This is a genomic window from Rhizobium acaciae, assembly GCF_025941625.1.
Taxonomy (GTDB): Bacteria; Pseudomonadota; Alphaproteobacteria; order Rhizobiales; family Rhizobiaceae; genus Rhizobium; species Rhizobium acaciae.
On sequence record NZ_JAPCZO010000004.1, the window covers coordinates 262,480 to 279,224 of the forward strand.

Below are 16,745 nucleotides of genomic sequence, written 5' to 3' on the forward strand. Positions count from 1 at the left end.
CTCACTCCGCTGCCTGGATTTTCGGCTCGATGCCATCTTCCTCAGCCGCCGATGGTGCCACCTTGGAGACGACCTTCCGCTTGCCGAGATATTGGGCGATCGTGCCAACGACACCCTTGGGCAAGAACAGCGTGACGGCAACGAAGAGGCCGCCGAGCGCAAACAGCCAGAACTCCGGGAAGAGGCCGGTGAAGATCGTCTTGCCGCCGTTGACGAGGATCGCGCCGATGATCGGACCGATCAGCGTCGCCCGCCCACCGACCGCCGTCCAGATGACGACTTCGATCGAATTGGCAGGCGCGAATTCGCCGGGATTGATGATGCCGACCTGCGGCACGTAGAGCGCGCCGGCAATACCGGCCATCATCGCCGAGACGACGAAAGTGAAGAGCTTGAAATGCTCGACGCGGTAGCCGAGGAAGCGCGTGCGGCTTTCGGCATCGCGTACGCCGACCAGCACCTTGCCGAACTTCGAGCGCACGATCGCCGAGGCGATCAGCAGCGATAGAGCCAGGAAGATCGCAGTTGCCGCAAAGAGGACTGCACGCGTGCCGTCAGCCTGGACGCTAAAACCGATAATGTCCTTGAAATCGGTAAGGCCGTTATTGCCGCCGAAGCCCATGTCGTTGCGGAAGAAGGCCAGCAGCAGCGCATAGGTCATCGCCTGGGTGATGATCGAGAGATAGACGCCGTTGACGCGTGAGCGGAAGGCAAACCAGCCGAAGACGAAGGCGAGCAGGCCGGGCACGACGAGCACCATCAGCGCCGCAAACCAGAAATCGTTGAAGCCGAACCAGAACCAGGGCAGATCCTTCCAGTTCAGGAACACCATGAAGTCGGGCAGGATCGGATCTCCGTAGCTGCCGCGCGTGCCGATCTGGCGCATCAGATACATGCCCATCGCATAGCCGCCGAGCGCAAAGAAGGCACCGTGGCCGAGGGAGAGGATACCGCAGAAGCCCCAGACGAGATCAAGCGCCAGCGCCAGCAGCGCATAGGTCAGATACTTGCCGAACAGCGACATGATATAAGTCGGCACGTGCAGCGGATTGCTCGGCCCCGTCATCAGGTTCAGGACCGGCACAAGAACCGCGACCAGAAGCAGGAGGGCGATGGCAATGACGATCTTGCGATCGAGTGATCGGAGAAGGAAGGCCGTTATCATGCTTCCACCGCCCTTCCTTTGAGTGCGAAGAGCCCGCGGGGACGCTTCTGGATGAAGAGAATGATGAGGACGAGCACCAGGATCTTGCCGAGCACGGCGCCGGCGAAGGGCTCGAGGAACTTGTTGACGACGCCGAGCGAGAGTGCACCGACCAGCGTGCCCCAGAGATTGCCGACACCGCCGAAGACGACGACCATGAAGCTGTCGATGATGTAGGATTGACCGAGGTTCGGCGAGACATTGTCGATCTGGCTGAGCGCCACGCCGGCAATGCCGGCAATGCCCGAGCCGAGCGCGAAGGTGAAGGCATCGACCCAGCCGGTGCGGATGCCCATCGACGACGCCATGCGCCGGTTCTGCGTAACGGCACGCATCTGCAGGCCGAAGGCGGACCGCTTGAGCAGCAGGAGCAGCGCTACAAAGACCACCATCGAAAAGACGATGATCCACAGTCGGTTCCAGGTGATGGAGAGCCCGCCGAGATCGAAGACGCCGGACATCCAGGTCGGATTGCGGACCTCGCGGTTGGTCGGGCCGAAGATGCTGCGCACCGCCTGCTGCAGGATGAGCGACACGCCCCAGGTGGCGAGCAGCGTTTCGAGCGGCCGGCCGTAGAGATAGCGGATGACGGCACGCTCGATCACCAGACCGACGAAGCCGGTAAAGACGAAGGCCGCAGGCACGGCAAAGGCCAGCGAATAATCGGCAAGTTCAGGAAAGGCGGAGGTGATGTATTCCTGCACGACATAGGTGGTGTAGGCGCCGATCATCACCATTTCGCCATGCGCCATGTTGATGACACCCATGACGCCGAAGGTGATGGCAAGGCCGATCGCGGCAAGCAGCAGTACCGAGCCGAGAGACAATCCGTACCAGATGTTCTGGACGATATCCCACAGCGCCAGGCTGCGATTGATGGAGCTGATATCCGCCTGGATCGCCGGCTTCAGGTCGTCAGGCGCGGTTTCGAGTGTGGTCGTGAGGATGGTCAGCGCATCGCGATTGCCGCGCGCCGCGATCGTATCGATCGCAGCCTTCTTGTCTTCAACGCTCGCATCCGTCTTGAGCAGCAGCACTGCGCGCGCCGCTTCCATCGTATTCTTGATCTCAGCGTCCTTTTCGGCCGCAAGCGCCGTGTTCAGCAGGTCGAGATTGGCGGGATCGGCATCTTTCAGGAGGCCCTGCGCCGCGGCAAGCCGCGCGGAACGGTCCGGGCTCATCAGCGTCAGCTGGCTGGTGGCGGCGCCGATGACGCCGCGAAGCGCGTTGTTGATCTTGACCTTCGTCATCAGATCCGGATCGACATCGGCAGCGGCTTCGCCGGTGATCGGATCGGAATAGGTTGGTTCGTCATCGGTACCGCCCTGGAGGAGAACCGGGCCGCCATCGGAATTGACATAGAGAAGGCCGTCGCTCAACTGCTGCAGGATCTGGCTGACATGCGGATCCTTGGAAGCAACCAGCGCTTTGATGGCCGCTTCTCGTTCCGGGAAGTCGCCGACGCCGAGCGCGTCGATAAGCACGTGGATATCGTCCTGGGCCTGGACTTCGCTCGAGATTGTCAGGCCCGAAAATGCAAAGCCTGAAAATACGAGACCCGAAAATGTCAGGCAAACCGTGATGAGGAAAATCTTTATGGCGCGATACATCGGCTTTCTCGCCCTTGATAGTGTTGGCCTCGCGGCGCAATCGCTGGGACGGAGCTTCCGCCCGGGATCAAGCCCGGACGGAATCCTTCAGGCAATCATCGGATCGGCGTCGACTCAGGAGCCCTTGCCACCGCACTTGCCGGTAGCGACGTTGAAGTTGCCGCAGGACATCGGCTTGCGCCAATCGGAGATCAGATCCTTGGAGTCAGGCAGGAAATCTGACCATTCGTCGCCGACGACGGCAGGTGTCTGCTGGACGATTTCGAACTGGCCGTCGGCCTGGATTTCACCGATCAGCACCGGCTTGGTGATGTGGTGGTTCGGCATGACGGTCGCATAACCGCCGGAGAGGTTCGGAACGCTGACGCCGATAATGGTGTCGAGAACCTTGTCGGTATCGGTCGTGCCGGCAGCCTGGACGGCCTTAACCCATGCATTGAAGCCGATATACGCAGCTTCCATCGGGTCGTTGGTCACGCGCTTGTCGTTCTTGGTGAAAGCGTGCCAGTCCTTGATGAACTTCTTGTTCGCCGGGCTTTCGACCGACTCGAAGTAGTTCCAGGCAGCGAGATGGCCGACGAGCGGCTTGGTGTCGAGGCCGGCAAGCTCTTCTTCGCCGACCGAGAAGGCGACGACGGGGATGTCTGTTGCCTTGATGCCCTTGTTGCCCAGTTCCTTGTAGAACGGAACGTTGGCATCGCCGTTGATCGTAGACACGACAGCGGTCTTCTTGCCGGTCGAACCGAATTCCTTGATCTTGGAAACTTCGGTCTGCCAGTCGGAGAAGCCGAACGGCGTGTAGTTGGTCATGATGTCTTCTTTCGGAATACCCTTCGAAATCAGGTATGCCTCGAGAATCTTGTTGGTCGTGCGCGGATAAACGTAGTCCGTACCTTCGAGAACGAAGCGCTTGACGCCTTCTTTTTCCATCAGGTAGTCGACAGCAGGAATGGCCTGCTGGTTCGGAGCAGCACCGGTGTAGAAGATGTTGCGCGAGGACTCTTCGCCTTCATACTGGACCGGGTAGAAGAGGATCGAGTTGGTCTCTTCGAAAACCGGCAGAACGGACTTGCGCGACGAGGACGTCCAGCAACCGAAGACGGCGGCAACCTTGTCCTTCTGGATCAGCTCACGTGCCTTTTCGGCAAACAGCGGCCAGTCGGAAGCCGGGTCGACGACGACGGCCTCGAGCTTCTTGCCGAGAAGGCCGCCCTTCTTGTTCTGCTCGTCGATGAGCATCAGCATGGCGTCCTTGAGCGTGGTCTCGGAGATGGCCATGGTGCCGGAGAGCGAGTGCAGAATGCCGACCTTGATCGTGTCATCTGCGGCAACTGCACCGCCGAAGGCAGCCGACGCCGCGATGACGGCGCCGAGCGCTGCGCCCGTAATAGTGGATTTGAGATTCATCTGGTTGAACTCCCCTCTTCTTGTTCCGCAACAGACCGGAAACGGAGATTAACTGTTGCTTAAAGAACTATCGGGTGCTGCAGCGCGAAAACACATACGTCGATTGACGTAGGCGCGGGGGGCAAACAGGCAGCAGGCCGGGAGAGAGGTGGCATCCCCCACCGCGGGAGATGCCCTGTCGGTTCTCTCGGGGGAATTATCCGTCGATCGTCAAGACGACTGATGTCGGGCCGTAGGAGAGGCTCGCCTTGTGGCCGGAGACAGTGAACTTGCCGAAGGTGCCGGTCACGGCACTCGCCTTCAGGATTTCGATCTTGGTTCCGGGCGTCAGGACATAGCCATCGACAAACGTCACGTCGAGGTCGCCGGCCAGCGCCGCCTTGCCCTCGACGACCAGCGTGCCTCCGCCGTTCGCACCGAGCGCCGGCTTCGCCGCGGCATTGGCGAACTGCTGATAATCGCCGCTCAAGGTCAGCGGCCTGTCGGTCGCCAGAACCAGCGAACCACCGTTAACCGTCAGCCCGCCAAGACCGAAGGCCGACGGCGACAGGGCAACCAGCGCGCCCTCTTCCAGCACGGTGCCGCCGGCATAGCTGTTCGCGCCCGACAGCCCGAGGATGCCTTCGCCGCGCTTCACCAGCCTGCCCTTGCCGGTGATGTCGTTCCGCCAGGTATCGATCGCATTGAAACCGCCCTTTGCCGCGTCCATCGTCACGGTCACCTCCTGTTCGAACGCACCGTAGCCATCGGCGGCGGCAAACAGGTTGAGGCGGCCGTAGCCCTCCGCGTCGTCGAGGAGCGGGTAGCCGGAGGCGATCTCCGTCGTCTTCAGCACGTCGCGGCGCTGCTCGCCGTCCAGATAGGGCAGACGCGTTTCGAGAAGCGCTTCGGCGCCCTGCGGCACGCGCGCCGGCTGATCGGTCGCATGGATCGTCGGCAGGCCATAGCTCAGGCGCTGCAGCACGTAGGCGCGATTGGCGTCATGATCGGCGAAACGGTCTGTAGCCAGTGGTGCCGCATGGGCGGCGACTTCAAGTGCGCCCGCATCCGCAACGCCTGATTTGGCGACGAGCCATGCCTGCGCTTGGGCGTAAGCATCGCTCTTCAGCGCCGCATTGTCGGCCTTGTTCAGATTGTAGACGACCGTGGCGGTGCCGAGCATCCGGCCGCCCATCACGTCGAGAGGAGAATGCATGCCGGCGAGGATGCGGTCTTCGCCGAGTTCGCTGGCGCGCGTGACCATTTCCTGGAAGCGTTGCGGCACGAGATAGGCCATGGCGAGTGCATCCCGCCAGGCTTCCGCCGTATGCCCGCTGGGGAAACCGCCGTCTTCGACCGGCTTGCCGCTCTTGGCGGGCTCCAGCGTCGGGACGACCGATACGTCCTGGCTCCAGCGGTAGGGACGGCCATATTTGAAATAGCGCTTGGCAGGCTCCGTCGAGCCGTCACCGCTTGCGGCAATGATGAAGTCGATTGCAAGGCCCATGTCGGGGTTGGCATCGGTCTTGTTTTCCGTGTCCGGCTTGCTGCCGGCGCCGCGATTGTTACCCTTGTCGTCATATTTGACTGTTGTCGCATCGGCCGCCACCTCGGTGATCGTGGTGGTCTGCTTCGAGCCGGCCTTCCAGGCATCCGTCAGCGGACCGAGGCCATCGACGATGCTGGCATTCTTGCCGCGCCGATCGTCGAGATAGGCAGCCGCCGCCTGATCGGCCGTCCGCGCCCGCGTCGCATTGACGACATAGGCGATGTTGGCGTCATGGACGGCCTGGTTGACGATATGGCCGTCGGTCTTGCTGGCGGGAATACCATCCCAATCCGTCTTGGCGACCGCCGGGCAATTGTCCTTGGCCGGGGCTTCGACGCCGGCATCGACAAAAGGCGTGCGCGGTGTCCAGATTTCCAGGAAGCCGGAGAGAAGGTGAACGGCAGCGTTGGTGTCCACCGTCGAGAAGCAGGCGTCACCGCGCTTGTTGGTGTTTCCGGCCTCCGCATAAGGCGCTTTCGCCGCCGTGGCCTGCTCGGCGCTGGCAAGCGATGGCACGATGGAAAGAAGGCAGACGAGGGCAGTGCTCAGGCGGCAAAGGCTTAAAACAGACATGGTGATACCCGAAATGGTTGAAGGAACGCCGGGAGAGTTAGAGCTCTCATGTGACAGATCAATTGCAAAAATATTGCCATTCTGTGAACCAGCCGGTGCCCGCCTCTTGCCTTTCCCAACCATCCCGCCAAAACTGCCGGAGAGACAATGAGCCCAACCGGATTGCCGGAAAGGAAGACATGGCAGCGCGCCAACGCATCATTCCGGTGAGACGCGAATATAATCGCTGGGTCGCCAACCAGACGCTGGAAGATTACGCGCTGCGCTTCACTGCCAAAAGCGCCCGCCATTTCTCCTCGCAGCGCATCTCGCAGACAGCGATCGGCGCGATCTCCTTCCTGGCGCTGGAGGCGATCGGCGGCGCAATCACCCTCTCCTACGGCACCACCAACGCCTTTTACGCCATCATCGTCGCCTCGGTCGCCATGCTAGCGATCGGCCTGCCGATCAGCCGCTACGCCATCCGCCACGGCGTCGACATCGATCTGCTGACGCGCGGCGCGGGCTTCGGCTATATCGGCTCGACCATCACCTCGCTGATCTATGCGAGCTTCACCTTCATGCTGTTTGCGATCGAGGCATCGATCATGTCCGGGGCGCTGGAGCTCACCCTCGGCATCCCGCTCTGGATCGGCTACATCATCAGCGCCGTCATGGTGATCCCGCTGGTGACGCACGGCGTGCGGCTGATCAGCAAGTTCCAGCTGATGACCCAGCCCTTCTGGATCGTGCTGAATATCCTTCCCTTCATCTTCATCGCCTTGCTGGACTGGGAAAAATTCGATCTCTGGCGCGCCTTTGCCGGCATCCGCCATGCCTCCGGCCCGCCCGGCACCATCGCCGAATTCGATCTGGTGGAGTTCGGCGCTGCCTCCGCCGTCATCCTGGCGCTGATGTCGCAGATCGGCGAACAGGCCGACTTCCTGCGCTTCCTGCCGCCGGACCCGCAGCGCAAGTGGCGCCACCGCCTGGCGATCTTTCTCGCCGGGCCCGGCTGGGTCATCATCGGCGCGCCGAAGCTGCTTGCCGGCTCCTTCCTGGTCGTACTGACCTTCACCTCGGGCGTCCCACTCGATCGCGCTGCCGACCCGGCGCAGATGTATCTGACCGCCTTCGGCTACATGGTCCCCTGGCATAATGGCGCGCTGCTGTTGATGGCCGCCTTCGTCGTCGTCTCGCAGCTGAAGATCAATGTGATGAACGCCTATGCCGGTTCGCTCGCCTGGTCGAACTTCTTCTCGCGGCTGACCCACAGCCATCCCGGCCGCGTCATCTGGCTGGTGTTCAACGTCGCAATCGCCCTGCTTTTGATGGAACTCGGCATCTACCGGCTGCTGGAGGAGACGCTCGGCATCTTCTCGATCATCGCCATGGCCTGGCTCTGCACGATCTCCGCCGATCTCTTCATCAACAAGCCGCTCGGGCTGGCTCCCCCCGGCATCGAGTTCAAGCGCGCCCACCTCTACGACATCAACCCGGTCGGCCTTGGCGCGATGACGCTGTCGGCGACGGTGTCGCTGATTGCCCATTTCGGCGCCTTCGGCGAGATCGCCGCCTCGCTCGCGCCCTATATCACCCTCGTCATCGCGCTGGTCGCCTCGCCTGTCATCGCCTGGGCAACGAAAGGCAAGTTCTATCTCGCCCGCAAGCCGCGCCAAAGCTGGAAAAACCTGACGAACATCACCTGCTCGGTCTGCGAGCATCCCTTCGAGCCGGAGGACATGGCCTGGTGCCCGGCCTATGCCGCGCCGATCTGCTCGCTCTGCTGCTCGCTCGACAGCCGCTGCCACGACATGTGCAAGCCGGCCGCCCGTTTCAACGCGCAGGTCGGCACCGTCGCCAAGGCGCTGCTGCCGGAAGCCATTCTGGGGAAGCTGACGACGCGCCTTGGCCGCTACGGCATCGCCGTCGTGCTGGCATTGACCGCCATCGGAGCAATCCTGGCGATGATTGCCCATCAGGTCGCCTCCGCCTCGCCCGAGACGGGCGAGGTCGTCAATCGCACCATCCTCATCGTCTTCTTCGTCTTCTCGGTGATCTCAGGCGTCGTCTGCTGGTTCTATGTGCTCGCCCATGACAGCCGCGTCGTTGCCGAGGAGGAATCCTCGCGCCAGAACACGCTGCTGCTCAAGGAAATCGCCGCCCACAAGAAGACCGACGCCGCCTTGCAGAACGCCAAGGAAACCGCCGAGGCCGCCAACCGCGCCAAGAGCCGCTATGTCGTCGGGCTCAGCCATGAATTACGCACGCCGCTGAACGCCGTGCTCGGCTACGCCCAGATCCTCGAACGCGACGAGACCATCCCGGCGCCGCGCCAATCCTCGATCAAGGTCATCCGCCGCAGCGCCGAACACCTCTCCGGGCTGATCGACGGCCTGCTCGATATCTCCAAGATCGAAGCCGGTCGCCTGCAGGTCTATTCCAACGAGATCAACATCCAGGATTTCCTCGACCAGATCGTCGATATGTTCCGCCCGCAGGCGCAGGCAAAGGGGCTTGCCTTCATCCATGAGCGCGCGCCGGCCCTGCCGCAATTCGTCCGCACCGACGAAAAGCGCCTGCGCCAGATCCTGGTCAATCTGCTCTCCAATGCCATTAAGTTCACTGACGAGGGCAGCGTCACCTTCGATGTCGGCTATCGCAGCCAGGTCGCGACCTTCACCGTTGCCGATACCGGCCGCGGCATCACGGAGAACGACCTGCCCCGTATTTACGAACCCTTCCAGCGCGGTGAAGCCGAAAGCGTGCGGCCGATGCCGGGGCTCGGCCTCGGCCTCACCATCACTCGGCTTTTGACCAATACGCTGGGCGGCGAGATCTCGGTTGCAAGCGTGAAGGACGAAGGCTCGACCTTCCGCGTCCGGCTGATGCTGTCCGCCGTCATGCGCGCCGTGGCCGCCGCGCCGCAGGAGAAGCGCATCGTCGGTTATGACGGCCCGCGCCGCACGGTCGTCGTCGTCGACGATAACGAGGACCACCGCGAGATGATGCGCGAGATCCTGGCGCCGCTCGATTTCATCGTGCTGACGGCGGCAGGCGGCGGCGAATGCCTGACGCTGATCGAGGGCATCATGCCGGACCTTTTCCTCGTCGATATCCTGATGCCCGGCATGAACGGCTGGCAGCTCGTCTCGCGTCTGCGCGAGGCCGGCCAGACGGCGCCGGTGCTGATGCTGTCGGCCAATATCGGTGATGCGGCCGTTCTCAGCGACAGCGACGACAGCCACAATGATGCGATCGGCAAGCCGGTCGACATCCGCCAGCTGCGCGACAAGCTCGCCCTGCATCTCGGCGTGACATGGATCTATGCCGATGCCGCGCCAGCCGTTCCTGTCAAGATCGAAGCGCCGATGCTGAGCCCAGGTGCTGCCCATGTGCAGGAATTGCTGCGGCTCGGCGAGATCGGCTATATCAGAGGCATTGAAGCCAAGCTTTCGGACCTTGCCAAGGTGGAGGCAAATCAGCCATTCACGGAGGAACTTCGCGCCTATGTCGCCGCCTTCGATCTCGCCGGCTTCATGACCTTCCTGCACGACTTCGACAAAAAGGTGGAATCCATTGGCTGAGCCGGCCCTCCCCCGCGACATCGTTCTGCTCGTCGACGACTCGGCCGAAGCACTCGGCTTCATGACCGACGCGCTCGAACAATCCGGCTTCTCCGTGCTGATCGCCACATCGGGCACGGCAGCACTTGGTATCGTCGAGCGCATCACGCCCGATCTCATCCTGCTCGACGCGGTGATGCCGGGTATGGATGGCTTCGAGACCTGCCGCCGGCTGAAGGCGAATGCCGCGGTAGCGCAGGTGCCTGTCGTCTTCATGACCGGCCTGACCGAGACCGAGCATGTCGTGCACGCGCTGGAATCCGGCGGCGTCGATTATCTCAGCAAGCCGATCAACATCGATGAACTGCGCGCCCGCATCCGTGTCCATCTGCGCAACGCTCGCTCGGCCCAAAGCGCCCGCGTGGCGCTCGACGCAGCCGGCCGCCATCTGCTGGCAGTCAAGGGCGACGGCGCCATCCACTGGTCAACGCCGCAAGCGACACGGCTGGTCAATGCCGCCATGGGCAGCGACGACGGCATGGAAATCGTCGTCCGCCATATCGCCGGCTGGATGCGCGACCGCGTCGCCGCAGTGCGCGACGGCATCATCTCGATCGCCCATGCCGGCCAGGCAGCGTTGCAGCTCGCCTTCCTCGGCGCAATCGGCCCTGACGAATATCTCTTCCGCCTCACCGCCGCTAATCAGCGCAGCGACGACGAGGTGCTGCGCCAGCGCTTCTCGCTCACCCAGCGCGAATCCGAAGTGCTGCTCTGGATCGCCAAGGGCAAGGCCAACCGCGACATCGGCGAAATATTGGGACTGTCGGCGCGAACGGTGAACAAACACCTCGAACAGATTTACGTGAAGCTCGGCGTCGAGAACCGCGCCTCGGCCGCCGTGAAAGCCACGCACGTGCTGTACGAGATGTAAGAGGGTGATGGAGGCTGGTTCCGTGGCGCTGCCGAGATGCCGTGGGACCATGACGGTCTCGATCCGCCGAAGCGCCTCCGGCACATCAGATTCCGCCTCGTAAACGTCAAGCCCACCCCCGGATCGTACCGTTTTTCGCCGTCAGCAACCCTTCCAGTGAAGCGAGCTGCCGGGCGCCATAATGCACCGTCTTCGTGGGATCGATCGATGAGCGATTGCGGCAAGGTAGCCAGGCCGGAATTGAAACACCTGCCAAAAGAAAGAAGCCCGGTCGGAACCGGGCTTCGATAATCATGTCCCATAAAGGGAAGCGAGGCTTACATGCCCTGCGGGAAGTAGCTGTACTTGCCGTCCGGACCCTTCTTCCATTCATACATGATGTAGCCAGGAATCTTCGGGTCGCCCTTTTCGTCGAACGAAATGTCGCCGAGAACGGTCGGGAACGGGCCCTTTTCCTTCATGGCCTTGGCAACGGCCTCAGGATCCAGCGAACCGGCAGCCTTGGCGGCCCCGGCGATCGTCTGCATCGCAGCGTAGGAATAGAGCGTGTAGGCTTCCGGATTGAAACCAGCGGCCTTGAACTTTTCGACGAGTTCCTTGTTGGCAGGGTTCGCTGTCGGATCGGGGCCGAAGGTGTTCAGCGTACCGGCGACAGCGTCACCAGCGATCGAGGCCAGTTCGTTCGAGACGATACCGTCGCCCGAAACCAGCGTCGCCTTCAGGCCCTGGTCGGCCGCCTGGCGGATGATGAGACCGGCTTCGGTGTGCAGACCACCCCAATAGATGATCGAGACGCCGGCTTCCTTCATCTTGGCGATGAGGGCCGAGAAGTCCTTGTCGCCGACGTTGATGCCTTCATATATGACTTCCGTGACGCCAGCGGCATTCATAGCCTTCTTGGTTTCGTCGGCAAGGCCCTGACCGTAGGGGGTCTTGTCGTGAACGACAGCGATCTTGGCGTCCTTGAAGTGATCGGCAAGATATTTGCCGGCGATGGCACCCTGCTGGTCGTCACGGCCGCAGGTGCGGAACGTGTTCCAGAGGCCCCGCTCCGTGAAGGTCGGGTTCGTCGCGGCCGGGGTGATTTCGAGGATGCCGTTTTCGGCATAGACTTCCGAAGCCGGGATCGAAACGCCCGAGTTGAAGTGGCCGATGACAAACTTGACGCCGTCAGCAGCGAACTTGTTGGCGACCGAAATGCCCTGCTTCGGGTCGGAGACGTCGTCGCCGAGCTCGATCTTGATCTGCTCGCCGTTGATGCCGCCAGCCGCGTTGATGTCAGCGGCTGCCTGTTCAGCACCCTTCTGGAGCTGAGCGCCGAACGCGGCGTTCGGGCCAGTCAGCGGACCAGCGACAGCGATGAGAACGTCGGCCCATGCATTGCCGCTGAAGGCGACCATCGCCGTCAGAGCCACTGCCGACAGAAGAGACTTCTTCATATTATTACTCCCAATTTTTGGGCGGGTTCCGGTCCAAGGCCCAGCGCACTACCCACCATTGACTGCGCCAGGAAAGCTGTTCCACTCGGAAGGCAATTCATGCCTAGTTTCAACGGACTGTCAATGTTTGTCCTTCCACGAAAACGCGGAAGTTTTTTCGTACAGCCAGTAATAGTTGTTAACCATCTGATTGGTGCGGCGGTAGCGGAAGCCGGCCGTCGAGAACACCAGCAGCGTCACGAAGTCGAGGATATAGTAGAAGGCATTGAGCATCGGCCCATTGAACAGGGCATGATGCAGGAACTGCATCGCCCAGGCGAGCAGAAATGTATAGACGATGACCAGCGGATAATCGCTCCAGCCCTCGGCAACCGCTTTGCCGGCGCGCCAGGCCGTCCAGAAGCCTAAGAGCAAGACGATGACTCGGATCGCCACAAGGGGGCCGGCATCCGCTTCGAAGAAAAGTCCCTGCATGTCAAACTCTCCTTTCGACCTAGTGTCTTCCGCCTTCGAGATAGGCGGCGCGGACCTCGGGATTGGCAAGAAGCTCCTTGCCGGAGCCGCTCATCGTCACCTTGCCGTTCACCATCACATAAGCGCGGTGAGAAAGCCTGAGGGCGGCGAACGCGTTCTGCTCGACGAGGAAAACGGTCAGCCCCTCCGCCTCGTTGAGCTTCTTGATCGCCTCGAAGATGCCCTTGACGATCAGCGGCGCAAGACCGAGCGAGGGTTCGTCGAGAAGCAGCAGCTTCGGGCGCGCCATCAGCGCGCGGCCGATCGACAGCATCTGCTGCTCGCCGCCCGAAAGTGTTCCACCCCGCTGGGCGTGACGTTCCTTGAGACGCGGGAAGAGCGTGAAGATCTTCTCGACGTCTTCGGCGAAGTGTTTCAGATTGTCGAGGCCGGCACCCATCTGAAGATTTTCCAGAACCGTCATGCGCGGGAAGATGCGGCGGCCTTCCGGCGACTGTGCAATGCGCAGACGGGCGATTTCATGCGTCGGCATGCGGGTGATGTCGCGGCCCTCGAAGACCACCGAACCGGTGCGGGCCTGCGGGCTGCCGCAGATCGTCATCATCAGTGTCGACTTGCCGGCGCCATTGGCGCCGATCAGGCTGACGATCTCGCCCTTGTTGACGTGGACATCGACGCCGGCCAGCGCCCGGATATTGCCGTAATAGGTTTCGACGCCATTCACCTGAAGGAGCGGTTGACCCGTCATTACTTCATCGCCCATCAGTTTGCGCCTCCTTCGAGCTGCTCGACGGCTGCGATCACCTCTTCCACTTCTTCATCCTCGACGCCAAGATAGGCCGCGATGACCCGCGGATCGTTCTTCACGTGATCCGGCGTGCCATCGGAAATCTTCTGACCATATTCGAGGACGACGACGTGGTCGGAGATTTCCATGACCACAGACATGTCGTGCTCGATCAGCAGGATCGACGTTCCGGTTTCGGCGCGAATGCTCTTCAGCAGCGCGTTGAGCGTTGCCGATTCCCGTGGGTTGAGGCCGGCAGCCGGTTCATCCAGGCAAAGCAGCTCCGGGCCGGTGCACATGGCGCGGGCGATTTCGAGACGCCGCTGGGCGCCGTAAGGCAAATCGCCGGCGGGGTCGTCGGCGCGGTCGATCAGGTCGGCCTTCTCAAGCCAGAAACGGGCAAGCTCGATCGCCTCGGCCGCTTCCCGCCTATAGGGGCCGACACCGATAAGGCCGAGGATCGTATAACCCGATGCCTTCATCAGCTTGTTGTGCTGGGCAACCAGCAGGTTTTCGAGAACGGTCAGGCCGGAGAACAGCCGGATGTTCTGGAAGGTACGCGCGACCTTGGCTTCCTTGGTGATGCGAAAGTCCGGCAGGCGCTCCAGCAGGTATTGCTTGCCGCTCTTCTGGTTGAACGTGATCATGCCCATCGTCGGCTTGTAGAAGCCGGTGATGCAGTTGAAGACGGTGGTCTTGCCGGCGCCGTTCGGCCCGATCAGCGCGGTGATATCGCCACGCTTGGCTTCGAAGGAGAAGTCGTTGATGGCCATCAGGCCGCCGAACTTCATCGACAGGTGTTCGACCTTGAGAAGAGTGTCGTCAGACATCGTATTCGTTACGGGGCTCATCAACCATGGCCCTCCTTGATGAAGCTTCCGGATATCGCCTTGCGTTCTTTGAGGAAGGCTGTCGGCTCACGCGAGCCGACGAAGCCGCGCGGCTTGAACAGCATGACGACGACCATGGCGAGGCCGAAGATCAACATGCGGTAGAGTTCCGGCGTAAAATCTGGTCCGAAGATGAGTTTTAGGAAGCTCATCTCGCGCAGCAACTCGGTGCCGCCGACCATGACGATGGCGGCGATCGCGATGCCGGTCAACGACCCCATGCCGCCAAGGACAACAATGGCGAGAATGACGGCCGATTCCAGGAAGACGAAGGATTCCGGCGAGACGAAGCCCTGGCGGGCGGCAAAGAACGAGCCGGCGAAACCGGCAAACATCGCGCCTGTCGCAAAGGCGGTGAGCTTGGTCGTCACCGTGTTGATGCCGAGCGAACGGCAGGCGATCTCGTCTTCGCGCAAAGCTTCCCAGGCGCGTCCGATCGGCATGCGGCGCAGTCGGATGGTGACATAGGCCGTCAGCATGCAGAGCGCCAGGATCAAATAGAAAAGGAAGATCTTGTAATAGGCCGAGGAGATCGGCAGGTGAAAGAGCTTGGCAAAGCCGCCGGCTGTCGCATCGAAGGGAATGCCGAAGAGTGTTGCCTTCGGGATGCTCGAGATACCGAAGGTGCCCTTCGTCACGTCAGTCCAGTTGATGAGGACGAGACGAATGATTTCACCGAAGGCAAGCGTCACGATGGCAAGGTAATCGCCGCGCAGGCGCAGCACCGGGAAGCCGAGAATGACGCCCCAGAGTGCCGCGAAGATGCCCGAAAGCGGCAGCAGCACCCAGAAGGACAGGCCGAAATAGCTCGAAAGCAGCGCGTAGGAATAAGCGCCGACGGCATAGAAGGCGACATAGCCGAGGTCGAGCAGGCCGGCGAGGCCGACGACGATGTTCAACCCCCAGGCGAGCATCACATAGATTAGGATCTGGATGCCGAAATTGTCGACATATGTCAGCGAGCCCTGAGGGCCTCTGATCGCCACCACCACCATGGGATAAAGCAGCAGCGCGATCAGCGCGATTTTCAGGAAATGCCGGTGGAAGAAGCTCTTCTCGGTCGAGATGGCAAGCTCGCCCTCGCGCGCCTTGCTGAGCTTGCGGCGGTCGATATTCGGCCTGATGAAAACGACCATGGCGAAGCGGCCGATGGCGGCGACCGCGACGAAGATCGCAAGCAGGCCCCAGCGCTGGACAATGATCAACTCGTTGCTGATGTTCTGGTCGGTCTTGAGGCCGACATAGAGAACGAACATGCCGAACGACAGGACGGCGGCGAAAAGAGCTTCGGTAAGGCCTTTGCGGACAAGTCCGGCATCGGGCTTGCCTGCAGAATTTTCGATGTTTGCCATGACGTTATACCTTCTCGACTTCCGGCCGCCCGAGGATGCCGGTCGGCTTGAAGATCAACACGAAAGCCAGGATCGCAAAGGTCGCGACGTCCTTGTAGGCGATGGTGAAGTATGCCGACCACAGCGACTCGATAAGGCCGATAAGGAGGCCGCCGAAGACGGCGCCGGGCAACGAACCGATACCGCCGAGAACGGCTGCCGTGAAGGCCTTCACACCAGGCGTGAAGCCGTCGTTAAACGAGGCGACGCCATAATACATCAGGTACATCGTGCCGGCCACGGCCGCGAGTGCCGCACCCATAACGAAAGTGATGGAGATTGTCTGGTCGACGTTGACGCCGAGCAGCGCCGCCATCTTGCGATCCTGCTCAGTGGCGCGCTGGGCACGGCCGAGTGCCGTACGGTTGACGATGTACCAGAAGATCGTCAGCAGCACTGCGGTGATCACGATGATGATAATCTGCTTCAGCGACACCGAGATGTTGCCGAACTGGTAGACCGAACTCACCATCGGCGGGATCGGCTTGTTGCGTGGACCCTGCGTCACCTGGATGAAGTTGGACAGCGTGATCGACATGCCGATCGCGGTAATCAGCGGCGCCAGGCGGAAGGACCCGCGCAGGGGCCGGTATGCGACGCGCTCGATCGTCCAATTCCATAAACTCGTCATCAGCATCGCAACGACAAGCATCACCAGCAGCAGAACGGCCACCGGGAGACCTGCGAAGATGGATGTGAGGACGAGGAAGACGATAAGAGCGGCGAAACCACCGAGCATGAAGATGTCGCCATGGGCGAAATTGATCATGCCGATAATGCCGTAAACCATCGTATAGCCAATCGCCACAAGGCCATAGATGGATCCGAGCGTCAGCCCGTTTAAGAGCTGCTGGACGAAATACTCCATATGTCGTTTTCCCCTGGATGCGAGCGAAACACGCTGCATCTCTTTTTGGTTCTTCGGTTCCCCGTTTCAGGGAACCTCATAGGCCGAATGCATAGCGG

The 16,745-nt window shown here is 61.4% G+C and carries 12 protein-coding genes; 2 read left to right on the top strand and 10 right to left on the bottom strand.

The genetic code is table 11. The features are described 5' to 3' along the window. Nucleotide 1: 1 nt before the first annotated feature. The 4 genes from urtC to OLZ32_RS08810 all read right to left on the bottom strand — a co-directional run bounded on the left by urtC (nucleotide 2) and on the right by OLZ32_RS08810 (nucleotide 6,322). The gene (gene urtC, locus OLZ32_RS08795; RefSeq protein ID WP_264420545.1) at nucleotides 2-1,165 is read right to left on the bottom strand and encodes an urea ABC transporter permease subunit UrtC; all 1,164 of its coding nucleotides are present in this window, start codon (nucleotides 1,163-1,165) and stop codon (nucleotides 2-4) included. Continuing rightward, nucleotides 1,162-2,814, bottom strand: coding sequence for an urea ABC transporter permease subunit UrtB (gene urtB / locus OLZ32_RS08800; RefSeq protein ID WP_017989232.1), 1,653 nt, complete (start codon nucleotides 2,812-2,814; stop codon nucleotides 1,162-1,164). Before urtB ends, urtC begins: the two co-directional genes overlap by 4 nt. Nucleotides 2,815-2,928: 114 nt before the next feature. Then, the gene (gene urtA, locus OLZ32_RS08805) at nucleotides 2,929-4,221 is read right to left on the bottom strand and encodes an urea ABC transporter substrate-binding protein (RefSeq protein WP_003542328.1); all 1,293 of its coding nucleotides are present in this window, start codon (nucleotides 4,219-4,221) and stop codon (nucleotides 2,929-2,931) included. A gap of 196 nt (nucleotides 4,222-4,417) precedes the next feature. Beyond that, nucleotides 4,418-6,322, bottom strand: coding sequence for an acid phosphatase (locus OLZ32_RS08810; RefSeq protein ID WP_264397479.1), 1,905 nt, complete (start codon nucleotides 6,320-6,322; stop codon nucleotides 4,418-4,420). A 179-nt stretch (nucleotides 6,323-6,501) separates the two neighbouring features. Here OLZ32_RS08810 and OLZ32_RS08815 point away from each other — a divergent pair, with 179 nt between their 5' ends. After that, entirely contained in the window at nucleotides 6,502-9,888 is a 3,387-nt protein-coding gene (locus tag OLZ32_RS08815) for a hybrid sensor histidine kinase/response regulator (protein ID WP_264420548.1), read from the top strand. Beyond that, nucleotides 9,881-10,798, top strand: a complete 918-nt coding sequence (locus tag OLZ32_RS08820) for a response regulator transcription factor (RefSeq protein ID WP_264397477.1) — start codon at nucleotides 9,881-9,883, stop codon at nucleotides 10,796-10,798. Before OLZ32_RS08815 ends, OLZ32_RS08820 begins: the two co-directional genes overlap by 8 nt. 317 nt (nucleotides 10,799-11,115) lie before the next feature. Here the strand turns inward: OLZ32_RS08820 and OLZ32_RS08825 are convergent, their stop codons facing one another. From OLZ32_RS08825 to OLZ32_RS08850, 6 genes are all read right to left on the bottom strand, one after another. After that, entirely contained in the window at nucleotides 11,116-12,237 is a 1,122-nt protein-coding gene (locus OLZ32_RS08825; RefSeq protein WP_003542332.1) for a branched-chain amino acid ABC transporter substrate-binding protein, read from the bottom strand. A 120-nt stretch (nucleotides 12,238-12,357) separates the two neighbouring features. Further along, nucleotides 12,358-12,711: a DUF6867 family protein gene (locus tag OLZ32_RS08830; RefSeq protein WP_017961754.1), complete on the bottom strand. Its 354-nt coding sequence runs from the start codon at nucleotides 12,709-12,711 to the stop codon at nucleotides 12,358-12,360. Nucleotides 12,712-12,730: 19 nt separating this feature from the next. Beyond that, nucleotides 12,731-13,474 carry an ABC transporter ATP-binding protein gene (locus OLZ32_RS08835; RefSeq protein ID WP_018073714.1) on the bottom strand — a complete coding sequence of 248 codons (744 nt, stop codon included), beginning with the start codon at nucleotides 13,472-13,474 and terminating at the stop codon, nucleotides 12,731-12,733. Continuing rightward, nucleotides 13,474-14,349, bottom strand: coding sequence for an ABC transporter ATP-binding protein (locus OLZ32_RS08840; protein WP_020486809.1), 876 nt, complete (start codon nucleotides 14,347-14,349; stop codon nucleotides 13,474-13,476). Before OLZ32_RS08840 ends, OLZ32_RS08835 begins: the two co-directional genes overlap by 1 nt. Beyond that, entirely contained in the window at nucleotides 14,349-15,740 is a 1,392-nt protein-coding gene (gene livM, locus OLZ32_RS08845; protein ID WP_264420552.1) for a high-affinity branched-chain amino acid ABC transporter permease LivM, read from the bottom strand. Before livM ends, OLZ32_RS08840 begins: the two co-directional genes overlap by 1 nt. A gap of 4 nt (nucleotides 15,741-15,744) precedes the next feature. Next, nucleotides 15,745-16,647, bottom strand: a complete 903-nt coding sequence (locus OLZ32_RS08850; RefSeq protein WP_003542342.1) for a branched-chain amino acid ABC transporter permease — start codon at nucleotides 16,645-16,647, stop codon at nucleotides 15,745-15,747. Nucleotides 16,648-16,745 lie beyond the last annotated feature (98 nt).

What these genes read in the sequence shown, in the direction of transcription:
- OLZ32_RS08840 (WP_020486809.1), bottom strand. Translation starts at nt 14,349, where the DNA reads ATGAGCCCCGTAACGAATACGATGTCTGACGACACTCTTCTCAAGGTC.
- livM (WP_264420552.1), bottom strand. Translation starts at nt 15,740, where the DNA reads ATGGCAAACATCGAAAATTCTGCAGGCAAGCCCGATGCCGGACTTGTC.
- OLZ32_RS08850 (WP_003542342.1), bottom strand. Translation starts at nt 16,647, where the DNA reads ATGGAGTATTTCGTCCAGCAGCTCTTAAACGGGCTGACGCTCGGATCC.
- urtA (WP_003542328.1), bottom strand. Translation starts at nt 4,221, where the DNA reads ATGAATCTCAAATCCACTATTACGGGCGCAGCGCTCGGCGCCGTCATC.
- OLZ32_RS08810 (WP_264397479.1), bottom strand. Translation starts at nt 6,322, where the DNA reads ATGTCTGTTTTAAGCCTTTGCCGCCTGAGCACTGCCCTCGTCTGCCTT.
- urtC (WP_264420545.1), bottom strand. Translation starts at nt 1,165, where the DNA reads ATGATAACGGCCTTCCTTCTCCGATCACTCGATCGCAAGATCGTCATT.
- OLZ32_RS08830 (WP_017961754.1), bottom strand. Translation starts at nt 12,711, where the DNA reads ATGCAGGGACTTTTCTTCGAAGCGGATGCCGGCCCCCTTGTGGCGATC.
- urtB (WP_017989232.1), bottom strand. Translation starts at nt 2,814, where the DNA reads ATGTATCGCGCCATAAAGATTTTCCTCATCACGGTTTGCCTGACATTT.
- OLZ32_RS08825 (WP_003542332.1), bottom strand. Translation starts at nt 12,237, where the DNA reads ATGAAGAAGTCTCTTCTGTCGGCAGTGGCTCTGACGGCGATGGTCGCC.
- OLZ32_RS08815 (WP_264420548.1), top strand. Translation starts at nt 6,502, where the DNA reads ATGGCAGCGCGCCAACGCATCATTCCGGTGAGACGCGAATATAATCGC.
- OLZ32_RS08835 (WP_018073714.1), bottom strand. Translation starts at nt 13,474, where the DNA reads ATGGGCGATGAAGTAATGACGGGTCAACCGCTCCTTCAGGTGAATGGC.